The organism is Streptomyces griseocarneus (assembly GCF_014655595.1).
GTDB classification, from domain to species: domain Bacteria; phylum Actinomycetota; class Actinomycetes; order Streptomycetales; family Streptomycetaceae; genus Streptomyces; species Streptomyces griseocarneus.
Genome location: NZ_BNBL01000012.1, coordinates 115,548 through 140,565 on the forward strand (window position 1 = coordinate 115,548; position 25,018 = coordinate 140,565).

Annotated in this window: 25 protein-coding genes; 6 read left to right on the forward strand and 19 right to left on the reverse strand. The window is 69.8% G+C overall.

The features are described 5' to 3' along the window. Positions 1-455: 455 nt before the first annotated feature. Together rpoB and IE295_RS26810 are read left to right on the forward strand one after the other, a co-directional pair. Positions 456-3,938: a DNA-directed RNA polymerase subunit beta gene (gene rpoB, locus IE295_RS26805; protein ID WP_190066353.1), complete on the forward strand. Its 3,483-nt coding sequence runs from the start codon at positions 456-458 to the stop codon at positions 3,936-3,938. A gap of 123 nt (positions 3,939-4,061) precedes the next feature. Continuing rightward, the gene (locus IE295_RS26810; protein WP_190066354.1) at positions 4,062-7,961 is read left to right on the forward strand and encodes a DNA-directed RNA polymerase subunit beta'; all 3,900 of its coding nucleotides are present in this window, start codon (positions 4,062-4,064) and stop codon (positions 7,959-7,961) included. Positions 7,962-8,057: 96 nt separating this feature from the next. Here IE295_RS26810 and IE295_RS26815 read toward each other — a convergent pair whose 3' ends face one another. The 16 genes from IE295_RS26815 to IE295_RS26890 form a co-directional block, all read right to left on the reverse strand. Beyond that, positions 8,058-8,327 (reverse strand): hypothetical protein, encoded by a 270-nt coding sequence (locus IE295_RS26815; RefSeq protein ID WP_190066355.1) that lies wholly within the window; start codon positions 8,325-8,327, stop codon positions 8,058-8,060. Further along, the gene (locus IE295_RS26820; RefSeq protein ID WP_190066356.1) at positions 8,324-8,599 is read right to left on the reverse strand and encodes a hypothetical protein; all 276 of its coding nucleotides are present in this window, start codon (positions 8,597-8,599) and stop codon (positions 8,324-8,326) included. The genes IE295_RS26815 and IE295_RS26820 overlap by 4 nt, the downstream gene beginning before the upstream one ends. 11 nt (positions 8,600-8,610) lie before the next feature. Beyond that, positions 8,611-9,660: a peptidoglycan-binding protein gene (locus tag IE295_RS33815; protein ID WP_224323509.1), complete on the reverse strand. Its 1,050-nt coding sequence runs from the start codon at positions 9,658-9,660 to the stop codon at positions 8,611-8,613. Positions 9,661-9,765: 105 nt separating this feature from the next. Next, entirely contained in the window at positions 9,766-11,235 is a 1,470-nt protein-coding gene (locus IE295_RS26830; protein ID WP_190066357.1) for a phage tail protein, read from the reverse strand. 37 nt (positions 11,236-11,272) lie between these two features. Then, a complete protein-coding gene (locus IE295_RS26835; RefSeq protein ID WP_190066358.1) occupies positions 11,273-11,995 on the reverse strand; it encodes a hypothetical protein in 723 nt (240 codons plus the stop codon). Then, positions 11,996-13,141 (reverse strand): hypothetical protein, encoded by a 1,146-nt coding sequence (locus IE295_RS26840; RefSeq protein ID WP_190066359.1) that lies wholly within the window; start codon positions 13,139-13,141, stop codon positions 11,996-11,998. After that, positions 13,138-14,298, reverse strand: a complete 1,161-nt coding sequence (locus tag IE295_RS26845; RefSeq protein WP_190066360.1) for a hypothetical protein — start codon at positions 14,296-14,298, stop codon at positions 13,138-13,140. Before IE295_RS26845 ends, IE295_RS26840 begins: the two co-directional genes overlap by 4 nt. A gap of 58 nt (positions 14,299-14,356) precedes the next feature. Then, the gene (locus tag IE295_RS26850; protein WP_224323508.1) at positions 14,357-15,283 is read right to left on the reverse strand and encodes a phage distal tail protein; all 927 of its coding nucleotides are present in this window, start codon (positions 15,281-15,283) and stop codon (positions 14,357-14,359) included. A 13-nt stretch (positions 15,284-15,296) separates the two neighbouring features. Further along, positions 15,297-16,460 (reverse strand): hypothetical protein, encoded by a 1,164-nt coding sequence (locus tag IE295_RS26855; protein WP_190066361.1) that lies wholly within the window; start codon positions 16,458-16,460, stop codon positions 15,297-15,299. A gap of 17 nt (positions 16,461-16,477) precedes the next feature. Beyond that, complete coding sequence (locus tag IE295_RS26860; RefSeq protein ID WP_190066362.1) at positions 16,478-17,545, reverse strand: phage tail protein; 1,068 nt, start codon at positions 17,543-17,545, stop codon at positions 16,478-16,480. Between the two features lie 29 nt (positions 17,546-17,574). Then, complete coding sequence (locus IE295_RS26865; protein ID WP_190066363.1) at positions 17,575-18,291, reverse strand: hypothetical protein; 717 nt, start codon at positions 18,289-18,291, stop codon at positions 17,575-17,577. Between the two features lie 27 nt (positions 18,292-18,318). Continuing rightward, positions 18,319-18,708 (reverse strand): DUF3592 domain-containing protein, encoded by a 390-nt coding sequence (locus IE295_RS26870; protein WP_190066364.1) that lies wholly within the window; start codon positions 18,706-18,708, stop codon positions 18,319-18,321. 102 nt (positions 18,709-18,810) lie between these two features. Beyond that, the gene (locus IE295_RS26875; protein WP_190066365.1) at positions 18,811-19,227 is read right to left on the reverse strand and encodes a hypothetical protein; all 417 of its coding nucleotides are present in this window, start codon (positions 19,225-19,227) and stop codon (positions 18,811-18,813) included. A gap of 14 nt (positions 19,228-19,241) precedes the next feature. Then, positions 19,242-19,532, reverse strand: a complete 291-nt coding sequence (locus IE295_RS26880) for a hypothetical protein (protein WP_190066366.1) — start codon at positions 19,530-19,532, stop codon at positions 19,242-19,244. Positions 19,533-19,631: 99 nt separating this feature from the next. Further along, entirely contained in the window at positions 19,632-20,231 is a 600-nt protein-coding gene (locus IE295_RS26885) for a phage tail tube protein (RefSeq protein ID WP_190066367.1), read from the reverse strand. Between the two features lie 126 nt (positions 20,232-20,357). Beyond that, complete coding sequence (locus IE295_RS26890) at positions 20,358-20,765, reverse strand: hypothetical protein (protein WP_190066368.1); 408 nt, start codon at positions 20,763-20,765, stop codon at positions 20,358-20,360. 515 nt (positions 20,766-21,280) lie between these two features. On the opposite strand from IE295_RS26890, the gene IE295_RS26895 reads away from it, so the two are divergent. Beyond that, entirely contained in the window at positions 21,281-21,574 is a 294-nt protein-coding gene (locus tag IE295_RS26895) for a hypothetical protein (protein WP_190066369.1), read from the forward strand. A 184-nt stretch (positions 21,575-21,758) separates the two neighbouring features. Here IE295_RS26895 and IE295_RS26900 read toward each other — a convergent pair whose 3' ends face one another. From IE295_RS26900 to IE295_RS26910, 3 genes are read right to left on the reverse strand one after another with little or no spacing between them, the layout of a single operon-like run. After that, a complete protein-coding gene (locus tag IE295_RS26900; protein ID WP_190066370.1) occupies positions 21,759-21,962 on the reverse strand; it encodes a hypothetical protein in 204 nt (67 codons plus the stop codon). Next, complete coding sequence (locus IE295_RS26905) at positions 21,959-22,603, reverse strand: hypothetical protein (RefSeq protein ID WP_190066371.1); 645 nt, start codon at positions 22,601-22,603, stop codon at positions 21,959-21,961. The genes IE295_RS26900 and IE295_RS26905 overlap by 4 nt, the downstream gene beginning before the upstream one ends. Continuing rightward, a complete protein-coding gene (locus tag IE295_RS26910; protein ID WP_190066372.1) occupies positions 22,600-22,971 on the reverse strand; it encodes a WhiB family transcriptional regulator in 372 nt (123 codons plus the stop codon). Before IE295_RS26910 ends, IE295_RS26905 begins: the two co-directional genes overlap by 4 nt. Before the next feature lie 365 nt (positions 22,972-23,336). Here IE295_RS26910 and IE295_RS26915 point away from each other — a divergent pair, with 365 nt between their 5' ends. From IE295_RS26915 to rpsG, 3 genes are all read left to right on the forward strand, one after another. Beyond that, entirely contained in the window at positions 23,337-23,804 is a 468-nt protein-coding gene (locus IE295_RS26915) for a helix-turn-helix domain-containing protein (RefSeq protein ID WP_190066373.1), read from the forward strand. A 349-nt stretch (positions 23,805-24,153) separates the two neighbouring features. Then, positions 24,154-24,525 (forward strand): 30S ribosomal protein S12, encoded by a 372-nt coding sequence (rpsL, locus tag IE295_RS26920; RefSeq protein WP_003948652.1) that lies wholly within the window; start codon positions 24,154-24,156, stop codon positions 24,523-24,525. Positions 24,526-24,527: 2 nt separating this feature from the next. Further along, positions 24,528-24,998, forward strand: a complete 471-nt coding sequence (rpsG, locus tag IE295_RS26925) for a 30S ribosomal protein S7 (RefSeq protein ID WP_004950419.1) — start codon at positions 24,528-24,530, stop codon at positions 24,996-24,998. Positions 24,999-25,018 lie beyond the last annotated feature (20 nt).

Consider the following 25,018-nt stretch of genomic DNA (forward strand, 5'->3'; position numbering starts at 1 on the left):
GTCGCAGGCCGTGCGGTCGCCGAGGAGGCCGGCCGGGGGCCGAGGGGCCTTGACGAACGGCACGCCGCGCGCGATTCTCAGGACGCGTCGCAGGACGCACCGCCACATCGGTCCTCCGTCCGAGGCATGGATCGAAGGCGGAGAGGGAAGTATGGTCATGCGCTCGTGGCGCATGGCATGCGTCGGGCAGGCGCCGGGCGAAGCGGAACAACAGAGGATCCCGGAGGGAGAGATTGGTATCGCACCGGTCTCCGGAAATCCGCTCTGGACATCAGTGGGCCAAGTGGCTACACTGACCCTTTGCGCTGCCTGTTAGCTGCTCCCTGCCCGTCACCAGGGGCATGCCCACTTCCGAGCACAGCTGATGGAAACCCCCTGAGCTGGGATTTCTCTCCTATGTACGGAGTGGGACCGGTACGCGCGTAGTGAGTCCGAGCCCTCGGAAGGACCCCCTCTTGGCCGCCTCGCGCAACGCCTCGACCGCCAATACGAACAACGGCGCCAGCACCGCCCCGCTGCGCATCTCTTTTGCGAAGATCAAGGAGCCCCTCGAGGTTCCGAACCTCCTTGCGCTGCAGACCGAGAGCTTCGACTGGCTGCTCGGCAACGCCGCCTGGAAGGCTCGCGTCGAGGCTGCGCTGGAGTCTGGTCAGGACGTCCCCACCAAGTCCGGTCTGGAGGAGATCTTCGAGGAGATCTCCCCGATCGAGGACTTCAGCGGGTCGATGTCGCTGACTTTCCGCGACCACCGTTTCGAGCCCCCGAAGAACTCGATCGACGAGTGCAAGGAGCGCGACTTCACGTACGCGGCCCCGCTCTTCGTCACGGCCGAGTTCACGAACAACGAGACCGGTGAGATCAAGTCCCAGACGGTCTTCATGGGCGACTTCCCGCTCATGACGCCCAAGGGCACCTTCTGCATCAACGGCACCGAGCGTGTCGTCGTCTCGCAGCTGGTCCGCTCGCCCGGTGTCTACTTCGACTCCTCCATCGACAAGACGTCCGACAAGGACATCTTCACCGCCAAGATCATCCCGTCCCGGGGTGCCTGGCTGGAGATGGAGGTCGACAAGCGCGACATGGTCGGTGTCCGCATCGACCGCAAGCGCAAGCAGTCCGTCACCGTCCTCCTGAAGGCTCTCGGCTGGACCACCGAGCAGATCCTCGAGGAGTTCGGCGAGTACGAGTCCATGCGCGCCACCCTGGAGAAGGACCACACCCAGGGCCAGGACGACGCGCTGCTCGACATCTACCGCAAGCTGCGTCCGGGCGAGCCGCCGACCCGTGAGGCCGCGCAGACGCTGCTCGAGAACCTCTACTTCAACCCCAAGCGCTACGACCTCGCGAAGGTCGGCCGCTACAAGGTCAACAAGAAGCTGGGCGCCGACGCCCCGCTCGACGCCGGTGTGCTGACCGTCGACGATGTCATCGCGACGATCAAGTACCTGGTCAAGCTGCACGCCGGTGAGGTCGAGACCCTCGGCGAGAACGGCACGTCGATCGTCGTCGAGACCGACGACATCGACCACTTCGGCAACCGTCGTCTGCGCAACGTCGGCGAGCTCATCCAGAACCAGGTCCGTACCGGCCTGGCCCGCATGGAGCGCGTCGTCCGCGAGCGGATGACCACCCAGGACGTCGAGGCGATCACGCCGCAGACCCTGATCAACATCCGGCCGGTCGTCGCCTCCATCAAGGAGTTCTTCGGCACCAGCCAGCTGTCCCAGTTCATGGACCAGACCAACCCGCTGTCGGGTCTGACCCACAAGCGTCGTCTGTCGGCGCTGGGCCCGGGTGGTCTCTCCCGTGAGCGGGCCGGCTTCGAGGTCCGAGACGTTCACCCGTCGCACTACGGCCGCATGTGCCCGATCGAGACGCCCGAAGGCCCGAACATCGGTCTGATCGGCTCGCTCGCCTCGTACGGCCGCGTCAACGCGTTCGGTTTCGTCGAGACCCCGTACCGCAAGGTCGTCGACGGCCAGGTCACCGACGAGGTGCACTACCTGACCGCCGACGAGGAGGACCGCTTCGTCATCGCCCAGGCGAACGCCGCCCTGGCCGACGACATGCGCTTCGCCGAGGCCCGCGTGCTGGTCCGCCGCCGTGGTGGCGAGATCGACTACATCGCGCCCGACGAGGTCGACTACATGGACGTCTCGCCGCGCCAGATGGTGTCGGTCGCGACCGCCATGATCCCGTTCCTCGAGCACGACGACGCCAACCGCGCGCTCATGGGATCGAACATGATGCGCCAGGCCGTCCCGCTGATCAAGGCCGAGGCGCCGCTGGTCGGCACCGGCATGGAGTACCGCTGTGCGGTCGACGCCGGCGACGTCATCAAGGCCGAGAAGGACGGTGTCGTCCAGGAGGTCTCCGCCGACTACGTGACGGTGGCCAACGACGACGGCACGTACAACACCTACCGGGTGGCCAAGTTCTCCCGCTCCAACCAGGGCACGTCCTTCAACCAGAAGGTCGTCGTGGACGAGGGCACCCGCGTCGTGGCCGGCCAGGTGCTCGCCGACGGCCCGTCCACCGAGAACGGTGAGATGGCGCTCGGCAAGAACCTGCTCGTGGCGTTCATGCCGTGGGAGGGCCACAACTACGAGGACGCGATCATCCTGTCGCAGCGCCTCGTGCAGGACGACGTCCTCTCCTCGATCCACATCGAGGAGCACGAGGTCGACGCCCGTGACACCAAGCTGGGCCCCGAGGAGATCACGCGGGACATCCCCAACGTCTCCGAGGAGGTCCTCGCCGACCTCGACGAGCGCGGCATCATCCGCATCGGTGCCGAGGTCGTCGCCGGCGACATCCTGGTCGGCAAGGTCACCCCGAAGGGTGAGACCGAGCTGACCCCGGAGGAGCGCCTGCTCCGCGCGATCTTCGGTGAGAAGGCCCGTGAGGTCCGCGACACCTCGCTGAAGGTGCCGCACGGTGAGATCGGCAAGGTCATCGGCGTCCGCGTCTTCGACCGCGAAGAGGGCGACGAGCTGCCGCCGGGCGTGAACCAGCTGGTCCGCGTCTACGTCGCGCAGAAGCGCAAGATCACCGACGGTGACAAGCTCGCCGGCCGTCACGGCAACAAGGGTGTCATCTCCAAGATCCTCCCGGTCGAGGACATGCCGTTCCTCGAGGACGGCACCCCGGTCGACATCATCCTCAACCCGCTCGGTGTCCCGTCCCGAATGAACCCGGGACAGGTCCTCGAGATCCACCTCGGCTGGCTCGCCAGCCGCGGCTGGAAGGTCGAGGGCGACGAGGAGTGGATGAAGCGCCTCCAGGCGATCGGCGCCGACGAGGTCGCCGCCGGCACCAACGTCGCGACCCCGGTCTTCGACGGCGCCCGCGAGGACGAGATCGCCGGTCTCTTCGAGTCCACGATCCCCAACCGCGACGGCGAGCGCCTGGTGCTCCCGTCCGGCAAGGCCCGGATGTTCGACGGCCGCTCCGGCGAGCCGTTCCCGGACCCGATCTCGGTCGGGTACATGTACATCCTCAAGCTGCACCACCTGGTCGACGACAAGCTGCACGCTCGCTCGACCGGCCCGTACTCCATGATCACCCAGCAGCCGCTGGGTGGTAAGGCTCAGTTCGGTGGCCAGCGCTTCGGTGAGATGGAGGTGTGGGCGCTGGAGGCTTATGGCGCCGCGTACGCCCTCCAGGAGCTGCTGACCATCAAGTCCGACGACGTCACCGGCCGCGTGAAGGTCTACGAGGCGATCGTCAAGGGCGAGAACATCCCCGAGCCCGGCATCCCCGAGTCCTTCAAGGTGCTCATCAAGGAGATGCAGTCCCTCTGCCTCAACGTGGAGGTGCTGTCCTCGGACGGCATGTCCATCGAGATGCGGGACACCGACGAGGACGTCTTCCGCGCGGCGGAGGAGCTCGGTATCGACCTGTCCCGGCGCGAGCCGAGCAGCGTCGAAGAGGTCTGACGGGTCTGGTGGGGGCTCTCGGCTGAGAGCCCCCACCGTCCCCGGACCCCCAGACCACTGATGTAGAGCCCATATCCCGCCACGGCGGGAGGGCACGAACCCTGAAAGAGGGATTGACGACAAGTGCTCGACGTCAACTTCTTCGACGAGCTGCGGATCGGCCTGGCGACCGCGGACGACATCCGAACCTGGTCCCACGGCGAGGTCAAGAAGCCGGAGACCATCAACTACCGCACCCTGAAGCCCGAAAAGGACGGACTCTTCTGCGAGAAGATCTTCGGTCCGACCCGGGACTGGGAGTGCTACTGCGGCAAGTACAAGCGTGTCCGCTTCAAGGGCATCATCTGTGAGCGCTGTGGCGTCGAGGTCACGCGCGCCAAGGTGCGTCGTGAGCGGATGGGCCACATCGAGCTTGCCGCTCCCGTCACCCACATCTGGTACTTCAAGGGCGTCCCGTCGCGCCTGGGCTACCTGCTGGACCTGGCCCCGAAGGACCTCGAGAAGGTCATCTACTTCGCCGCCTACATGATCACGTGGGTGGACGAGGAGCGCCGCACGCGCGACCTGCCCTCGCTGGAGGCCCACGTCTCCGTCGAGCGTCAGCAGATCGAGCAGCGTCGTGACGCCGACCTCGAGGCCCGCGCCAAGAAGCTCGAGTCCGACCTGGCCGAGCTCGAGGCCGAGGGTGCCAAGGCCGACGTGCGCCGCAAGGTGCGCGAGGGCGCCGAGCGTGAGATGAAGCAGCTGCGCGACCGTGCGCAGCGCGAGATCGACCGCCTCGACGAGGTGTGGAGCCGCTTCAAGAACCTCAAGGTCCAGGACCTCGAGGGCGACGAGCTGCTCTACCGCGAGCTGCGTGACCGCTTCGGCACGTACTTCATGGGTGCGATGGGCGCCGCCGCGCTGCAGAAGCGCCTGGAGTCCTTCGACCTCGACGAGGAGGCCGAGCGCCTCCGCGAGATCATCCGGACCGGCAAGGGCCAGAAGAAGACCCGTGCGCTCAAGCGCCTCAAGGTCGTCTCCGCCTTCCTGCAGACCCGCAACAGCCCCAGCGGCATGGTGCTGGACTGCATCCCCGTGATCCCGCCGGACCTGCGTCCGATGGTGCAGCTGGACGGTGGCCGCTTCGCGACCTCCGACCTGAACGACCTGTACCGCCGTGTGATCAACCGCAACAACCGTCTGAAGCGTCTGCTCGACCTCGGTGCCCCCGAGATCATCGTGAACAACGAGAAGCGGATGCTCCAGGAGGCGGTCGACGCCCTCTTCGACAACGGCCGTCGTGGTCGCCCGGTCACGGGCCCCGGCAACCGTCCGCTGAAGTCCCTCAGCGACATGCTGAAGGGTAAGCAGGGTCGATTCCGTCAGAACCTGCTCGGTAAGCGTGTCGACTACTCGGCCCGTTCCGTCATCGTCGTCGGTCCGCAGCTGAAGCTGCACCAGTGTGGTCTGCCCAAGGCCATGGCGCTGGAGCTCTTCAAGCCGTTCGTGATGAAGCGCCTGGTCGACCTGAACCACGCGCAGAACATCAAGTCGGCCAAGCGCATGGTCGAGCGCGGCCGCACCGTCGTGTACGACGTCCTCGAAGAGGTCATCGCCGAGCACCCGGTGCTGCTGAACCGTGCGCCCACGCTGCACCGCCTCGGCATCCAGGCCTTCGAGCCGCAGCTGGTCGAGGGCAAGGCCATCCAGATCCACCCGCTCGTCTGCACCGCGTTCAACGCGGACTTCGACGGTGACCAGATGGCCGTCCACCTGCCGCTCTCCGCGGAGGCGCAGGCCGAGGCCCGCATCCTGATGCTGTCCTCGAACAACATCCTCAAGCCGGCCGACGGCCGTCCGGTCACCATGCCGACCCAGGACATGGTGCTCGGTCTGTTCTTCCTCACCACCGACGAGGAAGAGCGCAAGGTCATCGGCGAGGGCCGGTCCTTCGGTTCGGTCGCCGAGGCGATCATGGCGTTCGACGCCCGTGAGCTCTCGCTCCAGGCGAAGGTCGACATCCGCTTCCCGATCGGCACCGTTCCCCCGCGCGGCTGGGTTCCCCCGGTCGCCGAGGAGGGCGAGCCGGAGTGGCAGCAGGGTGACTCGTTCCGCCTGCGCACCACCCTGGGCCGCGCGCTCTTCAACGAGCTGCTGCCCGAGGACTACCCGTTCGTCGACTACTCGGTGGGCAAGAAGCAGCTCTCCGAGATCGTCAACGACCTGGCCGAGCGCTACCCCAAGGTCATCGTGGCGGCGACGCTCGACAACCTGAAGGCGGCCGGCTTCCACTGGGCGACCCGTTCCGGCGTCACCGTGGCCATCTCCGACGTCGTCGTTCCCGAGGCGAAGAAGGAGATCGTCAAGGGCTACGAGGCGCAGGACGAGAAGGTCCAGAAGCAGTACGAGCGCGGTCTGATCACCAAGGACGAGCGCACGCAGGAGCTCATCGCGATCTGGACCAAGGCGACCAACGAGGTTGCCGAGGCGATGAACGCGAACTTCCCCAAGACGAACCCCATCTTCATGATGGTTGACTCGGGTGCCCGAGGAAACATGATGCAGATGAGGCAGATCGCCGGTATGCGTGGTCTGGTGTCGAACGCGAAGAACGAGACCATTCCGCGACCCATTAAGGCGTCGTTCCGTGAGGGTCTCTCCGTGCTGGAGTACTTCATCTCCACCCACGGTGCCCGTAAGGGTCTCGCGGACACCGCTCTGCGTACCGCCGACTCGGGTTACCTCACCCGTCGTCTGGTCGACGTCTCCCAGGACGTGATCATCCGCGAGGAGGACTGCGGCACCGACCGTGGCCTCAAGCTGGCGATCGCCGTCAAGGGCGAGGACGGCGTCCTGCGCAAGACGGACGACGTGGAGACCAGCGTCTACGCCCGCATGCTCGCCGAGGACGTCGTCGTCGACGGCAAGGTCATCGCGCCGGCCAACGTCGACCTCGGTGACGTGCTCATCGGCCAGCTCGTCGCCCACGGCGTCGAGACGGTCAAGACCCGCTCGGTCCTCACCTGCGAGTCCGCGGTCGGCACCTGTGCCTTCTGCTACGGCCGCTCGCTGGCGACCGGCAAGCTGGTGGACATCGGTGAGGCGGTCGGCATCATCGCCGCCCAGTCCATCGGTGAGCCCGGTACCCAGCTGACGATGCGTACCTTCCACACCGGTGGTGTGGCCGGTGACGACATCACCCAGGGTCTGCCCCGTGTCGTCGAGCTCTTCGAGGCCCGTACGCCCAAGGGTGTCGCCCCGATCTCGGAGGCGGCCGGCCGCGTCCGCATCGAGGAGACCGAGAAGACCAAGAAGCTCGTCGTCACTCCGGACGACGGCAGCGACGAGACGGCGTTCCCGATCTCGAAGCGTGCCCGTCTGCTGGTCAGCGAGGGTGAGCACGTCGAGGTGGGCCAGAAGCTCACCGTGGGTGCCACCAACCCGCACGACGTCCTGCGCATCCTCGGCCAGCGCGCCGTCCAGGTCCACCTGGTCGGCGAGGTCCAGAAGGTCTACAACTCGCAGGGTGTGTCGATCCACGACAAGCACATCGAGATCATCATCCGGCAGATGCTGCGCCGCGTGACGATCATCGAGTCCGGCGACGCGGAGCTGCTGCCGGGCGAGCTCGTGGAGCGCTCGCGCTTCGAGTCCGAGAACCGTCGTGTGGTCACCGAGGGCGGTCACCCCGCCTCCGGCCGTCCGCAGCTGATGGGTATCACCAAGGCCTCGCTCGCGACCGAGTCCTGGCTGTCGGCGGCGTCCTTCCAGGAGACGACCCGGGTTCTGACCGACGCGGCGATCAACGCCAAGTCGGACTCCCTGATCGGCCTCAAGGAGAACGTCATCATCGGTAAGCTCATCCCGGCCGGTACGGGCCTGTCCCGCTACCGCAACATCCGGGTGGAGCCCACCGAGGAGGCCAAGGCCGCGATGTACTCGGCCGTCGGTTACGACGACATCGACTACTCGCCCTTCGGCACCGGCTCCGGCCAGGCGGTCCCGCTGGAGGACTACGACTACGGTCCGTACAACCAGTGAGGCGGTAGCCGCTCCGGCTGTTCCGGCCGGTCCGGCTGATCCTGCTGATCGCGCACAGGGCGGTCACCCCTTCGGGGGTGGCCGCCCTGCGGCGTTTCAGCGGGCGGCGAGCTGGAGGGCCGCGAGGACCAGCCCGGCCAGGGCCGTCAGTGCGGCCACGCCGGCCATCGGCCAGCGGGCCCGCTCCAGGGCGTCGAGCCGGGCCTCGTGATCGGCCAGCTGCTTGTCGGTCTGATCACTGCGCTGCACCAGCAGCGCCAGCGACCCGTCGACCCGGGCGAAGCCGGCCTCCATCGTGCCGCGCAGCCGCTCCAGCTCCAGGGCGACGGTGGCGGGGGCGGTGCGGGAGGTTCCGGGCTCGTTCACGGGCGGCCCCGGTCGTCGCGGGCGAGCGCCACGAGCTCGGCGTCGCTGCCGGGCGGGGCCGGCCGGCCGGTGCGCAGCCAGGCGGGCAGCAGGGCCTGGACGCCGGGCACGGCCATCACCCGGGTCAGCCCGCCCGCGGCGGCCAGCGCCCCGGCGACCCAGGGCAGGGTCGCCGGGACGCCGGCCGCGTCCACGATCGCGGGCAGGACGATCGCGAGCGCGACGGCGGTCTGGAGGACGGTGCGCAGGGTGTGCTTGGCGGTGTCGGTCATGGGCGGGCCTTTCAGGAGGAGCGGGGGACCTTCAGCGCGTCCCAGGAGGTGCGGCCCGGCCAGCCGTCGGCGTCGGAGCCGGTGAAGCCGAGCTTGCGCTGCCAGGCGGCGTACGAGCGGCGGTCGGCCTCGCTCCAGCGCGGGCCGGGCCCCTCGGCGTAGGCGGAGCAGCCTTCCTCGACGAGGCGGCGGCCCATCGCGGTGACGACGGGGGAGTCGGGCGCGCCGCGGAAGAAGCCGGCGCCGGGGAAGGGCTCGTAGCCGTTGCCCGCGGCGGGGACCCGCAGCTCCTGGCCCGGGCGCAGGACGTCGGGCTGGTCGAGGTCGTTCAGGGACACGAGCCGGGCGGTGGTGGTCGCGTGGGACTCGGCGATGCCGTAGAGGGTGTCGCCGCGCCGGACGGTGTAGGCCGTCACGGCCGGTGCCGGGTCGTCCCCTTTCGCCGGCGGCTCGGCGGGGCCGCCGGGTGCGGCGCCCAGGCGGGAGGCGACGCGGCCGCGCATGTCGTCCATCTCGAAGCCCAGCGGGTCGATCTTGGTGCCGGTCCACTCCTTGTGCCCGATGACCGACGCCGAGCTCCAGCCGTGGGCCCGGCACAGTGCCGCCGAGGCGCGCTCGATGGCCTCCAGCTGGGCGGCGGGCCAGGGGTCGACGCCGTCGCCGAGGTTGACGCACTCGAAGCCGTAGAAGCGGGCGTTGCCGTCGGTGTCGTCGCTGCCCGGGCGCGGGGCGTCCACCTCGTGCACGACGGCGTCGAGCACGCGTCCGTCGCCGCTGCCGGCGTGATTGGCCCGGCCGCTGCTGATGAGGTGGACGGTGCCGTCCTTGTCGATGACGCCGTGGCAGAGCGGGCCGGGCAGCTCGTCGTCGCCTTCGTAGCAGATGTCGACGGAGTCCTTGGTGCCGCTGGTCACGGTGTGGTGGATGATCACGCCGTGAACGGGGCCCCAGGCGCCCTTGTGATTGCGGTTGTGCTCGCGCCAGTCGCCGACCTCGACGACGTCGAGGCCCTCGGCGCGGAGGGCGGCGAGCAGCTGGTCGGCGGTGAGGGGGTTTGCCATGGGTTCGCTCCAGGGTGGGTGGGTGCAGGCGAAAGCCCCGGGCCGCCGCCGCTGGGGGAGCGGTGGCGGCCCGGGGCTCGGGGTGGGTGGTCCTGCGGGGAGGGGTCAGGCGACGGCGGCCCAGATGGCGTTCGCGTCCTCGATGATCGTCGAGCTGGAGGGCTTGAACGAGGCGGGCAGCGAGGTCTGGCCCGTGGTGGCCAGGCGTCCGTAGCGGGTGAAGGCGCCGGGCATCCGGGCCGAGCTGGAGGGCTGCTTGCCCGCGTTCGCGCCGGCGGCGAAGCCGGGCCCGTCGTTCCGCTTGTCGTCCGAGGGGCCGTTGATCAGCAGTGCGATCCAGTAGGTGCCGGGCGCCGCGTCATAGGCCGTGGTCAGCGGGCAGACGACCGTGGTGCCGAAGGTCGCCCTGATGTGGTTGGTCAGCGGGGCGGTGTCGCCGACGCGGTTGCCGGCGGAGGTGTAGAGACCCGCGTAGGAGGCGGTGCTCAGCGAGGTGCCGTTGAAGCCCAGGACGTAGAAGACCAGGTTGCTGATCTTCGTGGCCACCGGGAGATTGATGCCGATGAGGTAGATGGTGCCCGGGACGCAGAACTGGGCGGCGTCGTACGCGGCCGCCGCGGGGTCGAACGTCCAGGCGCCGAAGCCCAGGTCGCGCGGGCCCCAGGTGCCGGGGGCGGCCAGGGAGTCGACGTATCCCTTCGTCGCCAGGTGGCCCGCGGCGGTGGGCTGCGCCGTGGAGGCGGGGGCGGTCGTGAACGTCTTGGCGCCGTCCACGCTCTGATCGCCCGCCAGCAGAAGGGCCGTCCCCGCCGGAACGGCGCCGAGGGCGGCGGCGTCGAGCACGACCTGGCCGGTCCTGCCGTTGACGGACTTCACCGGCACGGCCGCCTGCTGGACGTAGCGCAGGTCGGCGGCCGCCTGGTCGAGGGCGCCCACGTCCGCCGCCGTCAGCACGACCGCGCCCTTCTTGGTGTTGACGCTCGAGACGGCCGAGACCGCGCCCGGCGGCAGCTGGGCGGCCGGCACCTTGCCGGAGGCGTCGAGCCCGGCCACGCCGTTCGCCGCGCCGACGGACGCGGCCGGTACGGCCCTGACGTCGTCGGCGGTCAGCGTGATGTCCGCGACGCTCCGGCCGTTGACCGACCGGACGAGGCCCGGCGCGCCGGGCGTGCCCGCGGGGCCGGGAGCGCCGGCCGGGCCCGGCGGGCCCGCCACGGCGACGTAGTGCGGGGCCTCGGGGTCGACCGGGGCGATGTCGGCGAGGTCGACGGTGGGCTGGGCGGCCGGCACCGCGATCTCGTAGGTGCGGTTCACCGGAATGCCGGAGAGCCGCTCGGTGACGTTGTACGTCCACTTGGCCGGGTTCATGCCCGGGGTGTCCGTGGCGGGCAGCGTGGCCTTGATGCGGCCCTCCGCGTCGAGCACGGCGACGATCGGGCCGCCCAGGATGACGTCGCTGCCGGTGTGCGTGAGCAGCGACGGGGCGCGGAAGGTGACGGTGCCGCTGAGGGCCTCGCCGGTGGGCGTGAGATAGCGACCGGTGACGGTCACCGTGGGAATGCCGTTGGGCAGCACGTGGGATGCCTCCTTGGGGTGGGACGTCGCGAAGGGGTCAGGACTTGACGCCGTAGAGGGCGCGGGGGGAGCAGCGGACGGTGCTGCCGGGCCGGGCGGCGCGGGCCTGCACCTCGAAGGTGACCTCGGCGTCGAAGCCGGCCTTGACGGGCGCGGTGAACGCGAGGTCGCCCGAGCCGCTCGGGCCGACCGGGACCTTGTCGACGCGCAGCCGGACCTCTCCGTCCCCGCCGGCGGCGATCCGGCAGTGCAGGTACGGGTGCTGGACGATCGCGTACCCGGTGTAGAGCGTGGTCCACTCGGTGGAGCCGGTGGACTCCCAGTGGCTCTCGTCCGCCGGCGTGGGCAGCGGATACGGGATGTAGGGACGGGCGAGGCCCTCTCCGGCGGGGTCGTCGGAGAGGATGACGTTGCTCTTGTGGTCGAAGATCTTCAGCGACTGCTGGTCCTCGATGTCGGGCGCGTTGGTCCGTACCGCCAGTGCGACGGACCCGTCCTCGCGCCGCAGCAGGAAGCCGCTCTGCGGGCGGCCGCCGGGCCGGGTGGGGAAGACGTCGGGGCTCTGCCCGATGTAGAGGAGCTCGGCTCCCTTCTCGTCCTCGCTGTTGCGCACGGACAGCTGTCCGCCGTCGGTGATGACGACGTTGCCGCCCTTGACCCGGTCCATCGCGGGGCGGGTGTTGGCGCTGCCCATCAGGGCCCGCACCTGCCGCTCGAGGGAGCGGATGCGGTCGAGGAGGTCGGTGGGGATGGCTGCCATCTAGGCCTCCTCCAGGTAGAGCTTGGCGGTCTCGCCCTTGCCGCGCGCGGGCGGCGTGACGGTCAGGCCGACGACGCGGTAGCGGACGTCCGGGCCCTCGCGGTGCCAGCCGTCGCGGATGCGCAGCAGCACGGTGGCGCCGATGAGGGCGGGCGTGATGCGGCCGTCCACCCGGATGGTGACCTCGGGGATCACCTGGGGGCTGCGCGCCCGCTGCAGCTCGGCGGCGGCCGAGCCGTCGAGGAGCCGCTTGTCCGAGATGCCGCTGAGGTCCGACGAGCCCTCCAGCCGGGGCCAGCCGGCCCGCAGGTCCGCCGTCGCGACCTGCACGGCGGACAGCTGCGGCCGGCTCTCGCTGGCCTGGTCGCGGTTGTCCGACTCGCCGCGGGCGACCCAGACGTTGGCCTGCACGGTCGAGTCGGCGGGCAGGCTGTAGGCGAGCACCTGGCCGGGCCGGTCGAGCACGATGTCGGCCAGGGCGCTGGTCGTGATCCTCGGGTGGCCGAGCTGGAGCCGCTTGACGCGGGCCCCGGAGGCGGGGTCGCGGTAGCAGTGGACCCGCCACTCGAATCCGTTCTCCATGGCGGCCAGCTGGTCGATGAGCTCCCGCACGCGGGCCAGGTCGCTCCAGGCGTAGGAGCGCCTGGCGGTGACGCCGGAGACCTCCTTGCCGAAGGTGATCCCGATGTCGCCGCCGGGCTGCTCCTGGGCGTGCCGGACGAGGCCGCGGACGATCTCGAACTGGTCGACGGGCGGCAGAGCCGGCTTGGCGTCCGGCGGGAAGTGCACGTCCTGGGAGAGGATGCGGTGCTCGAGGTACGAATCGAAGGTGCCGGCCTGGATCTGCACGCTCAGCCGGCCCCGCTCGTCGCCGGCGGGCGTGCTGGTCCACAGGATGCCGCCCCACCAGATGTCGGAGCCGCGCTCCAGCCAGACCGCGGTGCGGCCGGGCCGGAGCGCGGCACGGGCCCGCCGGGCGAGGGCCTCGTCGGGCAGCGGGACGGTGGCGCGCAGCTGCCCCGGCTTGCCGATGAAGTCGTCGAACTCGACGTCGGTGAGCGGGAGGGCGTCGATGACGCGGTCGGTGAGCAGGTCGCAGAACAGGGCGCGGTAGGTGACGTCGGTCATCGGCGTCAGGGCCCTCATGCGGTGACCTCGTAGGTGCCCCACACCTCGTACCAGTTGGAGACGCTCGCGGGGGCGGGGCCGCCGGGCCTGCCGACGGCGGGCACGCTGCCCAGCGGCGGCATCGGGTCGTCGGCGTCGACCCAGGCGGTGGTGGGCGCTCCCGAGGCCTTGGTGCTGGTCCAGTTGCGTGCCGAGCCGCCGAGGGTGGGGCTGATCTCGCAGGCGCCGTGGAAGTAGCCGCCGTTCTCGTCGCCGAGCCGGGCCCGGAAGCCGCCCGTGCTGCTCCTGGCCGGCTTGACGGGCAGGGTGAGGTACCAGTTGCCGTTGGTGCCCGGGCCGCCCCAGCTGTCGAAGAGGCCGATCTTCAAGAAGGCGCGGAAGTGCACGACCGGGCCCGTCTTGATGTACCGGCCCTCGACGGACCCGCCCCGCAGGACCGGGTCGGGCGCGCCGTCGGTGGCCGAGCCCCACTTGGGGGTGTAGTCCTGCCACACCGGCTGCTCCGGGTACGGCTTCCAGTCCTTGCCGTTCCAGCGCTCCAGGCCGCTGCCCGTGTCGCGGTACTGGCCCGGGTACGCGCCGTTGAAGGCCGCGCCCCTGGCGAGCGGGACGATGCCGCCGACCGCCACCGTCGCCCGTCGCCGGTCCACGACGGCGGACTTCCAGTCGAGCCCGCCGGTGCCGGCGGAGGCGCCCGCGGGGACGGTGACCTGGGCCAGGGCCAGGGCGCCGGGGGGCACCGGCGGCGGCGTGGGGGAGGCGGCCGGGCGGCCGGGCACGATCTCGATCGTGGCGGCGGTCTGCCCGGAGGCGTCCTGGTCGTTGTCGTACACGCGCAGGACGACCAGGTCCACGCGCGGATTGCCCGGGTCGCCGTCGGCGAAGGTGATGCTGGTGACCTCCGGTACGTAGACCGGGTAGGCGCCCGCCGCCTCGCTGCCCTGGACGACGGCGCGGCCCGGGGCGACCTTGGCGCTCAGGCCGGCGGTGTCCCCGTAGACGCGCAGGCCGGAGATCGTCGTGGTGCCGTTCGCCGAGCCCGGCAGCACGCCGTCCAGCGAGGTCATGGCGCCGCCGGGGGTCATGGCGCCGAGCGGGGCGAGGCGGGTGTCGATGCGGGACTGGCCACCGGCTGCGTCGGTGGTGTTGAGCAGCCAAGCACTGCGGATGTTCATGCCGTTCTCCATGAGGTGTGCGGGTGGGGGTGGGCGGCGGGGGTCGCGCGGGGGCCGGTCACCAGTTGGCGTCGCGCCAGGTGACGGAGACCGACGCCTCGGCGTTGACCGCGTCGGGATCGCAGCGGAAGGCCAGCGACGACTCCCCGGGCTCCAGCTGGAAGAGCTGCTCGGGCGACGACTGGGCGGTGGCGGTGTGGATGCGGGACGCGGTGCCGTTGAGGATGACCGTGCCCGTGCCGGTGTCGACGGTCAGCACGTCCTGGGGGCCGAGCGCGATGTCGTACTCCAGGCGCAGGTCGTCGCCGAGCCGGGTCAGCGACGGCCGCCGGACCGGGCCGTGGAACTCGATCACCGGGGTGGCCGGGGCGTCACCGGCGTTGACCGCGGTGAGCACGCCGTTGGCGGACGAACCTCCCCAGGCCAGCGGCCACTTCAGGCCGCCGCTCCAGTCCAGGCCGGCCTCCCGGCGCGGCAGCCCGGTCGTCGCGGTCCGCTCCTCGACGGAGAAGCGGCGCGGGTCGGCGCACACCCACTGCACGGTGGCCTTGGCCGTGCCGTGCGTGACGAACATGCGGTCGTGCGGGATGGAGCGCTGGTTGACCCGGGCCCGCACGGCCAGGGTCTCGCCGTGCAGCCGTACGGCCAGCCACTGCTCGCCGGAGTGCACGGCGGTGGCCGCGCGGAACCGCCGCGCCACGGCGGCAGCCTGTTCCGGCCGCTCCGGCAGCAGCCAGACCGGCGCGGTGACCGTACGGGCCTGGGACCACTGGGCCCCGGGCCAGGCGCCGTGCTGGTCGGGGCGCAGGACGTCGCCGCTGTCGAGGGCGGGCAGGTCGGCCCAGCCGGTGAGACCGCTGTCCGCGATCCCGTACTCCGTGCCGGGCCCGAAAAGAAGCCCGGCCCACTGGATCTGCCCGTCGAGGGTGATCAGTGAGCCGGGGGGTTCGGTGCCGGTGTTCATCTGTGTCGGGTCCGGTGCCATGGGCGGGTGGCCCTCACCTTCTTGTCTGTCTTGTCTGTGCGCTTGTCTGGGCGAGGAACAGCAGGTCCTCGGCGATGCCGTGGGAGCCGCGGCCCTCGGGCTCGTAGTAGTGCTCGACGCGCGGCCCACGACCCCACGGCCCCGCGCCGCGGGCCGCCTCGGCGGTGCGGGCGAGGAGCGCGTCGAGCCGGGACAGCGGCAGGACGACCTCGGTCTCGCCGGCCTCGGCGAGGATCACGGGGACGCCGCCGTCGCGAGGGGTGACGATGCCGCCCAGGGCGAGCATGGGGACCTTGGAAATGTTGACGCCGGGGAGGACGTTGACGGCGGAGATGACCAGATTGCCGATGGCGATCAGGCAGTTGACCGGGAACTTGAGGACGGCCGCGACGACATCGACGATGTTTCTCAGGGTGCCGCCCGAGCCACCGAGGAAGCGGTCCATCGCATCGCGGAAGTGCTGGAAACCCCGGGGCAGATCGTCGCGCAGGAACCCCACCGGGTCGCTGACGATGCGCCTCATCCCCTCGAAGACGGTCGCGGCGGCCGCCAGACCGGTGATCACCGGCATCACCCCCGTGAACGCGGGGCCCATGATCGTCTCGAAGCCCGAGAAGCACTTCTCCATGAACGCCTTGCCGGCGTCGGACTCCATCGCGAAGTCGATGAGCTGGGTGGCCACCGGCATGATCACCGTGGCCAGGAGGACGAGGGGATTGCCCTTCATCACCAGGTTGACCGCCTCCCAGACCTGGGTGACGATGCCGAGCTTGCCGCCGAGGACGCCGGACAGGCGGCCCGCGGTACCCGCCAGCTTCGACTGTGCGCGGACGGTGCGCGCGGTGGCATCGGACTCCCGGTGGGTGTCCTTCACCAGGCGGGCGGCCTGCCGGTGCGCCGTACGCCCCTTGGCCACACCGACGGTCGCGGTGCCCGCGGTTCTTCCGAGCCTGTCGATGGCCCGCCCGGTGGCGGTCGCGTCGGTGCCGAACCGCTTGACGGACGCGCCGGCCGGACCGCCGCCCCGGGCGAGCCGGTCGAGGGTGCGCGCGGCGGCCGTGACGGCCCTCGCGTTCGCCCGGACGGCCTGGGTGCCCTGCCGGAGCAGTGAACCGAAGGTGGCGAAGGAACCGGCTGTGTTGGCGAGCGGGTCGGCGAACGCCGCTGTTGCGGCCATGCGTTACCTCCTCGCCCTCACCCGCGGGCCTTGGCGAGGAACATCAGCGCCATGGCGGTCTGCTGGGGGTCGCTCGCCTGGGTGGCGTAGTAGTTCTCGATGTGCAGCGCCTCGCCGCCCGGGCCGGGGCGGGCACGGCCGGTCCTCGCCTCGGTGGCCGTGCGCGAGAGCAGCCGGTCCAGCCGCGAGAGCGGCATGACGGCCTCGGACTCGCCGGCCTCCGCGACCACCGCGGGCACGCCACCGCTGCGCGGGGCGACGATGCCGCCCTCGGCGAGCATGGGAACGTGGCTCATGTGGGGGAGCCGGTAGTCCTTGCCACCGATGCCGGGGACCCAGCCGGGGATCGGGATGTGAATGAGGTTGAGGACGTCGATGGCCTTGTTGATCAGCCAGATGATGCCGTTGACCGGCGCCTTGGCGTAGTCCAGGATCGGCCGGAAGATCATCTTGGCCGACTCCGGCAGCGAGTCCCAGGCCCGGTGAAGACCGTCCCTGACGGTCCTGAAGGCGCCGACCACATCGCCGGCGAAGAACAGCACCACGCCGCCGACCACGGCCAGGATGCCCTTGAAGACCCCCGAGATGATCTTCCCGGTGAGCTGGATGAGCGGCCCGATGAACTTCATCGCGACGTCGACGGACTTGCTGATGACGTCGAAGGCGGTCTTCATGATGCGCTGCATCGCCTTCGACTTGGACGCCATGGCGACGACCTTCTCGATGAGCGGTGCGAAGAGCTCGACCAGCATCCCGAGGACGTTGCCCCGCATGGACTTGTTGAGGCCCTTGACCTCGCCGGAGGCCTTCTTGGCACCACCCCCGAACCTGCCCATCTCCCGGTTGCCGGTGCCGGCGGCCTTGCCGAGCCTGCCGACCGACTTCTCGGCCTGGTCCGAGCTGGTCCTGAGGCCCTTGACCTCGCGGGCGGCCTGCTGGGCGGTGCCCCTGATCCTGCCGATGCCGGTACTGGCGGTGCCGGCCTGTCTGCCGAGGGCGCCGGCGGCCCGGCCGGCTCCCTCGGCGTTGGTCTTGAAGCCCCGAAGGGGCGCGGAGGTCCGGCCCAGGGCTTGAACTAGAGACATGTCCTATCCAATTCGCTGGCTGCGCAGCACTACAACTGGCGTTCCAATTCTTTGAGTGCGCGCTTGAAGCTGTCGATGTTCTTGGTGCTTCCTCCCGCCTGGACATCCAGGTGCTGCATGGCCCGCAGGAATTCCTTGGCCACTTTTCGGGTCTGCTCGGAGCTCTGCTTGGCCAGCTTGGCGCTCTCTCTCGCCTCGCGGGAGCCGGTCGCCGCGAGCTCGGTATTCCTTCGCGCCGAGCTCGCCAGATTCCTTGCCGTGTCGGCGTCGTGCTTGGCCCTCGAGGCATCCGTGACCGACTGCTGGGCATTCCGGTGAGCCGTCTCGGCGTTCCGCTTCGCGTCCCTGGCATCTCGGCCTGCCGCGAGCGCACTGTCCTTGATGGCCTGGAGTTCGGCCTTCGCCGCCTCTTCTTTTTGTCGCTCTTTTTGCTTGCCCTGTTCGGCCTTCTCCCGGTTCTTCTTCCCGTGGATCACGTTCTGCAGGCTCAGCTTTTTGGCCCACTGGACTTCCTTGCCGGCGAAGGTGAGGCCTTTTTCGTCCCACTTCCACAGGGATTGGTCGAACTTGAAGATCTGGGCACCGAATGCAGCCCCGCTGAAGTCCCCCTTGGCGCCCTGTAGCGTCGCGTCCTTCAGGATTTCGGTTTTGAGTTTCGGGAGCTCGATGGCCAGCTCGGCCCGTGCGGCATCCTTGGCTGCCTGTGTCGTCAGGGAAAGATCTTCGGCTGGTCTGGGGTCCGGCATTATTCCTTCCTCCGGTCTGTGACGAAGTCAGAGGACGAGCATCGCCAATAGCACGAATATCGGCACTGCGGTTACGGCGAAGGCGCTCATCCATAGTGTGCGCAGTTCGCCGGCGAGATGTGCGGTGACTGCGGAACGTGACGGCTTTGCCGGGTCGTAGACGATGTCGGTTCTTGCGGACATCTCGAACGGGAGGGTTTGTTCCTTCCCTGACGAGACGGTGAAGGTCCGGCCGTCCGGAGTTGCGTACTCGAATACTGCGCCGACCGAATCCTCTCCCCACTCGTGATGGGTGCAACGCCCTTCGGTGATGACTCCACTTTTCCGCAGGCGGGAAAGAACGAAAACCCCGTGCCACAGCTTCGCTGCGAGGGCAAGGAAAAGCCCGGCTATGCAGAGATAGATGATACCGCCCATTGTCCGTCCTCGGTGTAGACTGCAAAGGTTTCAGTCCAGCACATCTGGATCACGCCGTCAATGAGTTCGGTGGGCCCCGGAGAAGTGCGTGTGGTGGAGGGGTCAGGCGAAGAAGCGGGCGAGCTGGTCGGCCGTCGGCGATGCGTCGTCATTTGTTTTCCGGTCCGCGAGGAAAACATCGGAGAAATCTTCGGATGATTCCTCGGATGCCTCCGGGGCTCCCGGTCGCGGCACCGGTTCCGGGTACTCCAGCTGCTCGGAGTCCTCATTGCTGTGCAGCATCGTCGTCATCCAGTTGGCGACGGCCAGGTGGTCGGTGACCGCCGCCAGGAGATGGGTGGACGCGTCCCATTCCATGGCCTCTCCGTAGAGGTCACGGTTCACGGCGCTGTCGCGTGGCATGTGCTCGACCAGCACCGAGAGGCGTCGCGACGACAGTTCCCCCCGGTGCCAGTCCAGCAGGTCCACGCCGTAGTGCCGCAGCAGATCGGCTTCCAGAGCCTCGGCGTGTTCTTCCACGAACGCGTCGAGGCTCAGTCTTCCCCCAGGCCGAGCCCGGTCTCCTTGCCGTAGGCCTCGAGGATCGCGGCGATGTCCTGCATCGTCACCTCGTGGCCGAGGAAGCGCTCGAACTGCTTCTCGCCCAGCAGCAGGCCCAGCAGGCCGTCGACGTCGTTGTCGTCGAGCTCGCGCAGGGCGCGGGCCGTGCGGTGGCCGATCTCGGTGGGGAGTTCGAAGGCGTCGCCGTCGAGCCGGAAGGTCCAGGTCCTGCCGAGGGCCTCCAGGCGCTGGGCGCGGGCCGCGTTGACGTCGAATCCGGGCATGGTGCTGCTCCTTGAGCGAAGTGGAGAAGTGCGGAAGAGGGGGGAGGGTGCCNNNTCGCCGCGGCCGCGGCGACGGCACCTCGAGGACCGGGCCGGTCCTTACTTGGCCGGGGCGGGGGCCGACGCGGCGTAGGCCGCGTCCTTCATCAGCCACGTGGCCAGCGGGTCGTCCTGCTTCTGCGGCGCCAGGGCGGTGAACGTGACGCCCAGCTTGATGGCGCCCTTGCGGTTGAGGTCCATGTCGTCCTGAACGGTGACCAGGCCGCGCGGGATGATGATGCGGTACTTGATGTCCGCGCCGTCGCTGAACTCCACGCCCAGGGCGCGCTCGTCCTCGCCCTGGTCGGTCTTGATGTCGTACTTGTAGACGCTGGTCTTCGGGTCGCTCTCGGCGACCGTGCCGCCGCCGAAGAAGAACGGCAGGGTGTCCTCGTTGAGCTGCAGCATGCCGAACTTCACGGTGAGCTCGCGCTCGGTGTAGATCGTGCGCGCCGGGGTCAGCGACTGCCAGGTGTCGACGTTGGCGGTCTTGCCCTTGCGGCCGAACTTCACGCCGTCGGTGCTGGTGTAGCCCAGGTCGCGCCAGCCGGCGCCCCACTCGGCGGTGCTGAGGTCGGTCGGGGCACTGGTGCCGGGCTTCGCGATGAGGATGCGGCCGGTGCCGGCGACGCGGATCTCGCTCGGGTTCATACCGGGCATGTGGTTCTCCTTGAAGAGAGTGATGAAGACAGGGATGAAAAGCGGGTCGTGGTGCATGACGAAGGCCCCGCCGGGAGCCGGCGGGGCCTTCGTCATGCGTACGGTGCGGGGTGCCGCGGTCCGGCTCTACGCCGGGCGGAGCGAGAGGCGCACCGTGGTGAGGTAGCGGTTGCCGGCGGGCCGGTTGTAGTCCGGCAGCCAGCGCACGGCCTCGGTCTCGACGACGTCGGTGACGACCGCGGTGCCGTAGCGGCTGCCGCGGAGCTGGAGGAGTGCGGCGCGGACGGCGAGCGACACGGTGTGTGCCGTCCTCTTGTCCGGTCCGTAGACCTCCAACTCGACGAGGGGCTGGTCGAGATGGAGATCGTCGACCCAGGCGCCGCCGGTCCGGGAGACCAGCACCACCTTCTGCGTACCGTCGAAGTCGTTCGGCGGACGGTTGTCGACGACCACACCGGCCAGCTCCGGCCGGTACTTGAGGTTGTCGACGATGAGGCGTTCCACGTCGGGGAACGAGAGCAGGGCTTCGTTCACGAGCGCTCCTTGGCGTGCGGTGCCGCGTGCGCGGCGTGCGGAAGAGGAAGGGTGGGCCGCCGTTCGGCCCGTACGCGTCGGACCGCTCAACGCGAAGCGGCGGAGGCCGCGCCCTTGTCGTGGGCACAGCTCCGCCGCTGCATCTATTGTGAACGAGAACGCGCGAGCGCGCAACAAGAAGTTTCGAGCTCGCAATCAGGGTCGGTGGGCAGGGTCCCTGAGTGGACGTCAGCAGTCGCCCCGGAGCCGCTCCCTGACCTCTTTCTCCGTCCCTCACGCCACATGGGTAAAGGGTTCTAGGATTAAGTACCGGTCATCCGGTTTTCACTGCGGAGAGTTCGGACTGATGAGACGGAGTGTCAGAGTGGCGGGATAGATTAAGGGGCGATCGCGCACACTCCCGGGTATCTCACGACAGATGCGCTGGAGGTGTCACGGAGGGGCCAAATGAGTCGGCGAACAGCACCTGGGGGTGGCATGAGCGAGCAGGTCGTGATGTGCGGGGGACCCGCGCGATGAGTGTGCACAGCGAGCGGATCACGGAGGTCGTGGCGGCCACCGTCGAGGTCGCCGCCGAGTCCGGGCAGGCCGGGATGTTCACCGACGAGGTCGCCCAGGCGCTCACGTCCGTCGTGGGAAAGCTCGCCGCCAAGGCCTTCGACGCCGCCGAGGTCCGGGGATTCGTCAGCGGCTGGCAGGAGGCCGTCGGGGCCGTCGAGGACGGGAAGCAGCGGACCGCGGCCGGCGCCCAGGTGTACCGCATGCCGTCATGGAGCGCCGCCGACTCCGGCGGACCGTCCAAGGCCTAGCCGGCCCAACGCCTAGCCGGCCCAACGCCTAGCCGGCCCAACGCCTAGCCGGCCCAACGCCTAGCCGGCCCAACGTCCAGTCGGCCCAACGCCCCGTCGGTGCGCGCCCGGCCGGTGCGCGCGGAAGTGCCCCGGGGCCTGTGGGCCCCGGGGCACTGATACGTCTCGTATATATAGGGGACTCCTACGGGCCCGCCGGTGGCCGGCCCCGCTCGTGCGCCCGCCTCGTCGCGCGCTCCGCCGCGAAGACGTCCTCCAGGCGGAAGAGGTGGCCGCGGCCGCGCCGGCCGGCCGGGGCCAGGTGCCCCAGCTGGACCCACTTGCGGATCGTGTCGGGCACGACCGCCGTCTCCTGGGCCGCGATCGCCGTCGTCACCAGGGTCGTCACGGCGTGCTCCCCTCGAGGATCCCGTCAAGGCTCCCCTCGAGGTTCCCCTCGAAGCCTTCGCCGAGGCTCTCCCCGAGCCGGTCCCAGTCCGCCCGGACCCACTCATGGCGGTACCGGTCGTCCGTACGGCAGCCGCAGGCCGGGTCCTGGCAGCGGCAGCCGGGGTTGACGCACAGGATCGTCTCGCGCCGGGGGAAGACGCGCAGCGATACGGAGTCGCAGTGGACGCAGCGGCCCCGCACCCGGACCGGGGTCTCCGCGTCGCCGAGGGCGAGGGAGCAGCGGTGGGCCATCCGGCGGGTCTCGCCGCGCACGTGGTCGGCGAGGGCGGGGTCCGGGTGGGCGGCGACGCGGTCCAGCAGGGAGATCAGCCGGAGCAGGCGCTCGGGGACGGTGCCGCGCCGCGGGCGCGGCAGGCCCAGCTTCTCGGCGACGGCCTCCTCCAGCTCCACCACGCCGTCGGTGACGTCGCGGATGGTGTCGGAGACGAAGAGCCGGATGGGCGCGGAGGGGCCGGCCGGGGGCCGGGCGCCGGTGGGGGAGGGGCGGGCGGTGCGGCTGGGGGCGAGCTCGCGGCCCAGCTCCGGGAACTGACGGAGCAGGACCCTCAGCCAGACGCCGGGGCTGTCCTTCGCGGTCATGACGGCTCCTCCAGGTGATCCGGGCGATGCGGGTGGTCCATGTGGTCCAAGCGATCCGAGTGGTCGGCCGGACGGTCGGCGGCGAGCGCTTCGGGGACGGGCACTTCTCTGCCGTTGCGCCACAGGCGTCCTCCGCTCACCCCGTCGAACCAGCTCTCCCGGGGCGCGACGGCCTCCAGGCAGTAGCGGCGTACGGGGCAGACGGCGCAGGCCCGCAGGGCGGGGAGCGCGGCCTGGGGGCGGCGGGCGAAGACGGCGCCGTCCGGCAGGCCGGCGCAGGCGGCGTGGGTGCGCCAGTCGGCGGGGCGGCGGGCGGGGCCGGGGTGCGGGTAGCCGGAGACGGGTGCGCGGAGCGCGGATGCGGGCATGGCGGGTCGGTCCCCCTCGGGCGCGGGTGGTGCGTGGGTGCGGGTGGTGCCGGGCGGTGTGCGGGTGCGTACGGCGGGCGTCCGGGATGCGGGTGCGTGCGGGCGTGCGGAGACGAACGGACCGGCCGGTTTGTTGCGACTACGCAATGAACCGTACCCAGCTTGCGTGCGAGAGCGCAACAAAGGTCACGGGAGTGCCCTTCCGTATCTCCCGTCGTGGCGGCAACCCGGCAGTTGAACGACCGGTCCCCGGCCCTTTGGCGTGAATTTCCCCCTCCGAGGTAGCCAGTTGCGCGCGCGCACTCCATCCTGGTCATTGCGTGCGCGATCGGACGGTAGGGTTCTGGGTGCGGAGGGAGCGTGTTATGGGCGAAAAGGGCTCGGACATGGAGCGGTTCGCGGGCTGGGTCGAGCATCTGATGCGGGAGCGCGGATACGACATCGACAGCCCGCGGGGCGGTGGCAGGTCACGGCTGGCGGAGGACGCCGGGGTGCACCGCGCGGCGGTGACCCGGTTGCTGCAGCGCCAGAGCCTGCCGGACCTGGAGACCATGCGTGCCCTGGCACGGGTCCTGGGCGTCGGGCTGCGCGACATGCTGATCGAGTCCGGCAAGGTCTCGGCGGAGGACCTCCCGCTGCCGGGCGGGACGCCGGCCGGCGCGGGCGAGCGGGCCGGCGGGCGCGTGACGCCGCCGGAGGCCGCCGAGCTGCTGGGCATCCCGGACAGTCACCGCCGGCAGTTCGTGGAGATGACGGAGATGATCCTCGCGGTCAGCGGGGCCCGTCCGGGGGACGCGCGGCCCGCCCCGAGGGGCGTGTCGGCCGGCCGCTGAATGTGGTCGCCGTCACCCGTTCGGCGACCCACGGCGCGCCCCGCGAGGCCCCTTTGATCTGCGACGTGCGCAGGCCGCGGGGGTGTCCTCCGTGTGTGCATTTGTTTTGACCCCAGCCCATGCGGTAGGTACGCTCTGACCTTGTGCCTGGGGTGTCCCTGGGCTCTCGTGCGTGCCTTCAAACCGTGCGAGAGGCCCGGAACCGGGCGGTCCTGAACCGTTCGGAGACACCGAAATCTGCATCGGTCCACCATTCGGTGGAGTCTGCAGCCTTCGACACACCCGACCGCGTGGGTCGGTGGTTCCAGGTTAGTTTTATCGTGATCGGCACACAGAAACCGGAGAAACGGTGCCTACGATCCAGCAGCTGGTCCGGAAGGGCCGGCAGGACAAGGTCGAGAAGAACAAGACGCCCGCACTCGAGGGTTCGCCCCAGCGCCGCGGCGTCTGCACGCGTGTTTTCACGACCACCCCGAAGAAGCCGAACTCGGCGCTCCGTAAGGTCGCGCGTGTGCGTCTGACCTCCGGCATCGAGGTCACCGCTTACATTCCGGGTGAGGGCCACAACCTGCAGGAGCACTCCATCGTGCTCGTGCGCGGTGGCCGTGTGAAGGACCTGCCGGGTGTTCGCTACAAGATCATCCGCGGTTCCCTCGACACGCAGGGCGTCAAGAACCGTAAGCAGGCTCGCAGCCGCTACGGCGCCAAGAAGGAGAAGTAAGAATGCCTCGTAAGGGCCCCGCCCCGAAGCGCCCGGTCATCATCGACCCGGTTTACGGCTCCCCCCTGGTGACGTCGCTCATCAACAAGATCCTCCTGCACGGCAAGCGCTCCACCGCCGAGCGCATCGTGTACGGCGCCATGGAGGGTCTGCGCGAGAAGACCGGCAACGACCCGGTCATCACCCTCAAGCGCGCTCTCGAGAACGTGAAGCCGGCTCTCGAGGTCAAGTCCCGCCGCGTCGGTGGCGCCACCTACCAGGTGCCGGTCGAGGTCCGTCCGGGCCGCGCCTCCACCCTGGCGCTGCGCTGGCTGGTCGGTTACTCCCGCGCCCGTCGCGAGAAGACCATGACCGAGCGCCTCATGAACGAGCTGCTGGACGCCTCGAACGGTCTCGGCGCCTCGGTCAAGAAGCGTGAGGACACGCACAAGATGGCCGAGTCCAACAAGGCCTTCGCGCACTACCGCTGGTAGTCGCTACCCCCATCGAGAAC

Coding starts and splice junctions, on each gene's coding strand:
- IE295_RS26870 (WP_190066364.1), bottom strand. CDS start 18,708: ATGGGCGGTATCATCTATCTCTGCATAGCCGGGCTTTTCCTTGCCCTC.
- IE295_RS33815 (WP_224323509.1), bottom strand. CDS start 9,660: ATGGCAAACCCCCTCACCGCCGACCAGCTGCTCGCCGCCCTCCGCGCC.
- IE295_RS26855 (WP_190066361.1), bottom strand. CDS start 16,460: ATGGCCGCAACAGCGGCGTTCGCCGACCCGCTCGCCAACACAGCCGGT.
- IE295_RS26880 (WP_190066366.1), bottom strand. CDS start 19,532: ATGCCCGGATTCGACGTCAACGCGGCCCGCGCCCAGCGCCTGGAGGCC.
- rpsG (WP_004950419.1), top strand. CDS start 24,528: ATGCCTCGTAAGGGCCCCGCCCCGAAGCGCCCGGTCATCATCGACCCG.
- IE295_RS26845 (WP_190066360.1), bottom strand. CDS start 14,298: ATGAACATCCGCAGTGCTTGGCTGCTCAACACCACCGACGCAGCCGGT.
- IE295_RS26835 (WP_190066358.1), bottom strand. CDS start 11,995: ATGGCAGCCATCCCCACCGACCTCCTCGACCGCATCCGCTCCCTCGAG.
- IE295_RS26910 (WP_190066372.1), bottom strand. CDS start 22,971: ATGCCCGCATCCGCGCTCCGCGCACCCGTCTCCGGCTACCCGCACCCC.
- IE295_RS26895 (WP_190066369.1), top strand. CDS start 21,281: ATGAGTGTGCACAGCGAGCGGATCACGGAGGTCGTGGCGGCCACCGTC.
- IE295_RS26915 (WP_190066373.1), top strand. CDS start 23,337: ATGGGCGAAAAGGGCTCGGACATGGAGCGGTTCGCGGGCTGGGTCGAG.
- IE295_RS26865 (WP_190066363.1), bottom strand. CDS start 18,291: ATGCCGGACCCCAGACCAGCCGAAGATCTTTCCCTGACGACACAGGCA.
- IE295_RS26885 (WP_190066367.1), bottom strand. CDS start 20,231: ATGCCCGGTATGAACCCGAGCGAGATCCGCGTCGCCGGCACCGGCCGC.
- IE295_RS26860 (WP_190066362.1), bottom strand. CDS start 17,545: ATGTCTCTAGTTCAAGCCCTGGGCCGGACCTCCGCGCCCCTTCGGGGC.
- IE295_RS26840 (WP_190066359.1), bottom strand. CDS start 13,141: ATGAGGGCCCTGACGCCGATGACCGACGTCACCTACCGCGCCCTGTTC.
- IE295_RS26820 (WP_190066356.1), bottom strand. CDS start 8,599: ATGACCGACACCGCCAAGCACACCCTGCGCACCGTCCTCCAGACCGCC.
- IE295_RS26905 (WP_190066371.1), bottom strand. CDS start 22,603: ATGACCGCGAAGGACAGCCCCGGCGTCTGGCTGAGGGTCCTGCTCCGT.
- IE295_RS26850 (WP_224323508.1), bottom strand. CDS start 15,283: ATGGCACCGGACCCGACACAGATGAACACCGGCACCGAACCCCCCGGC.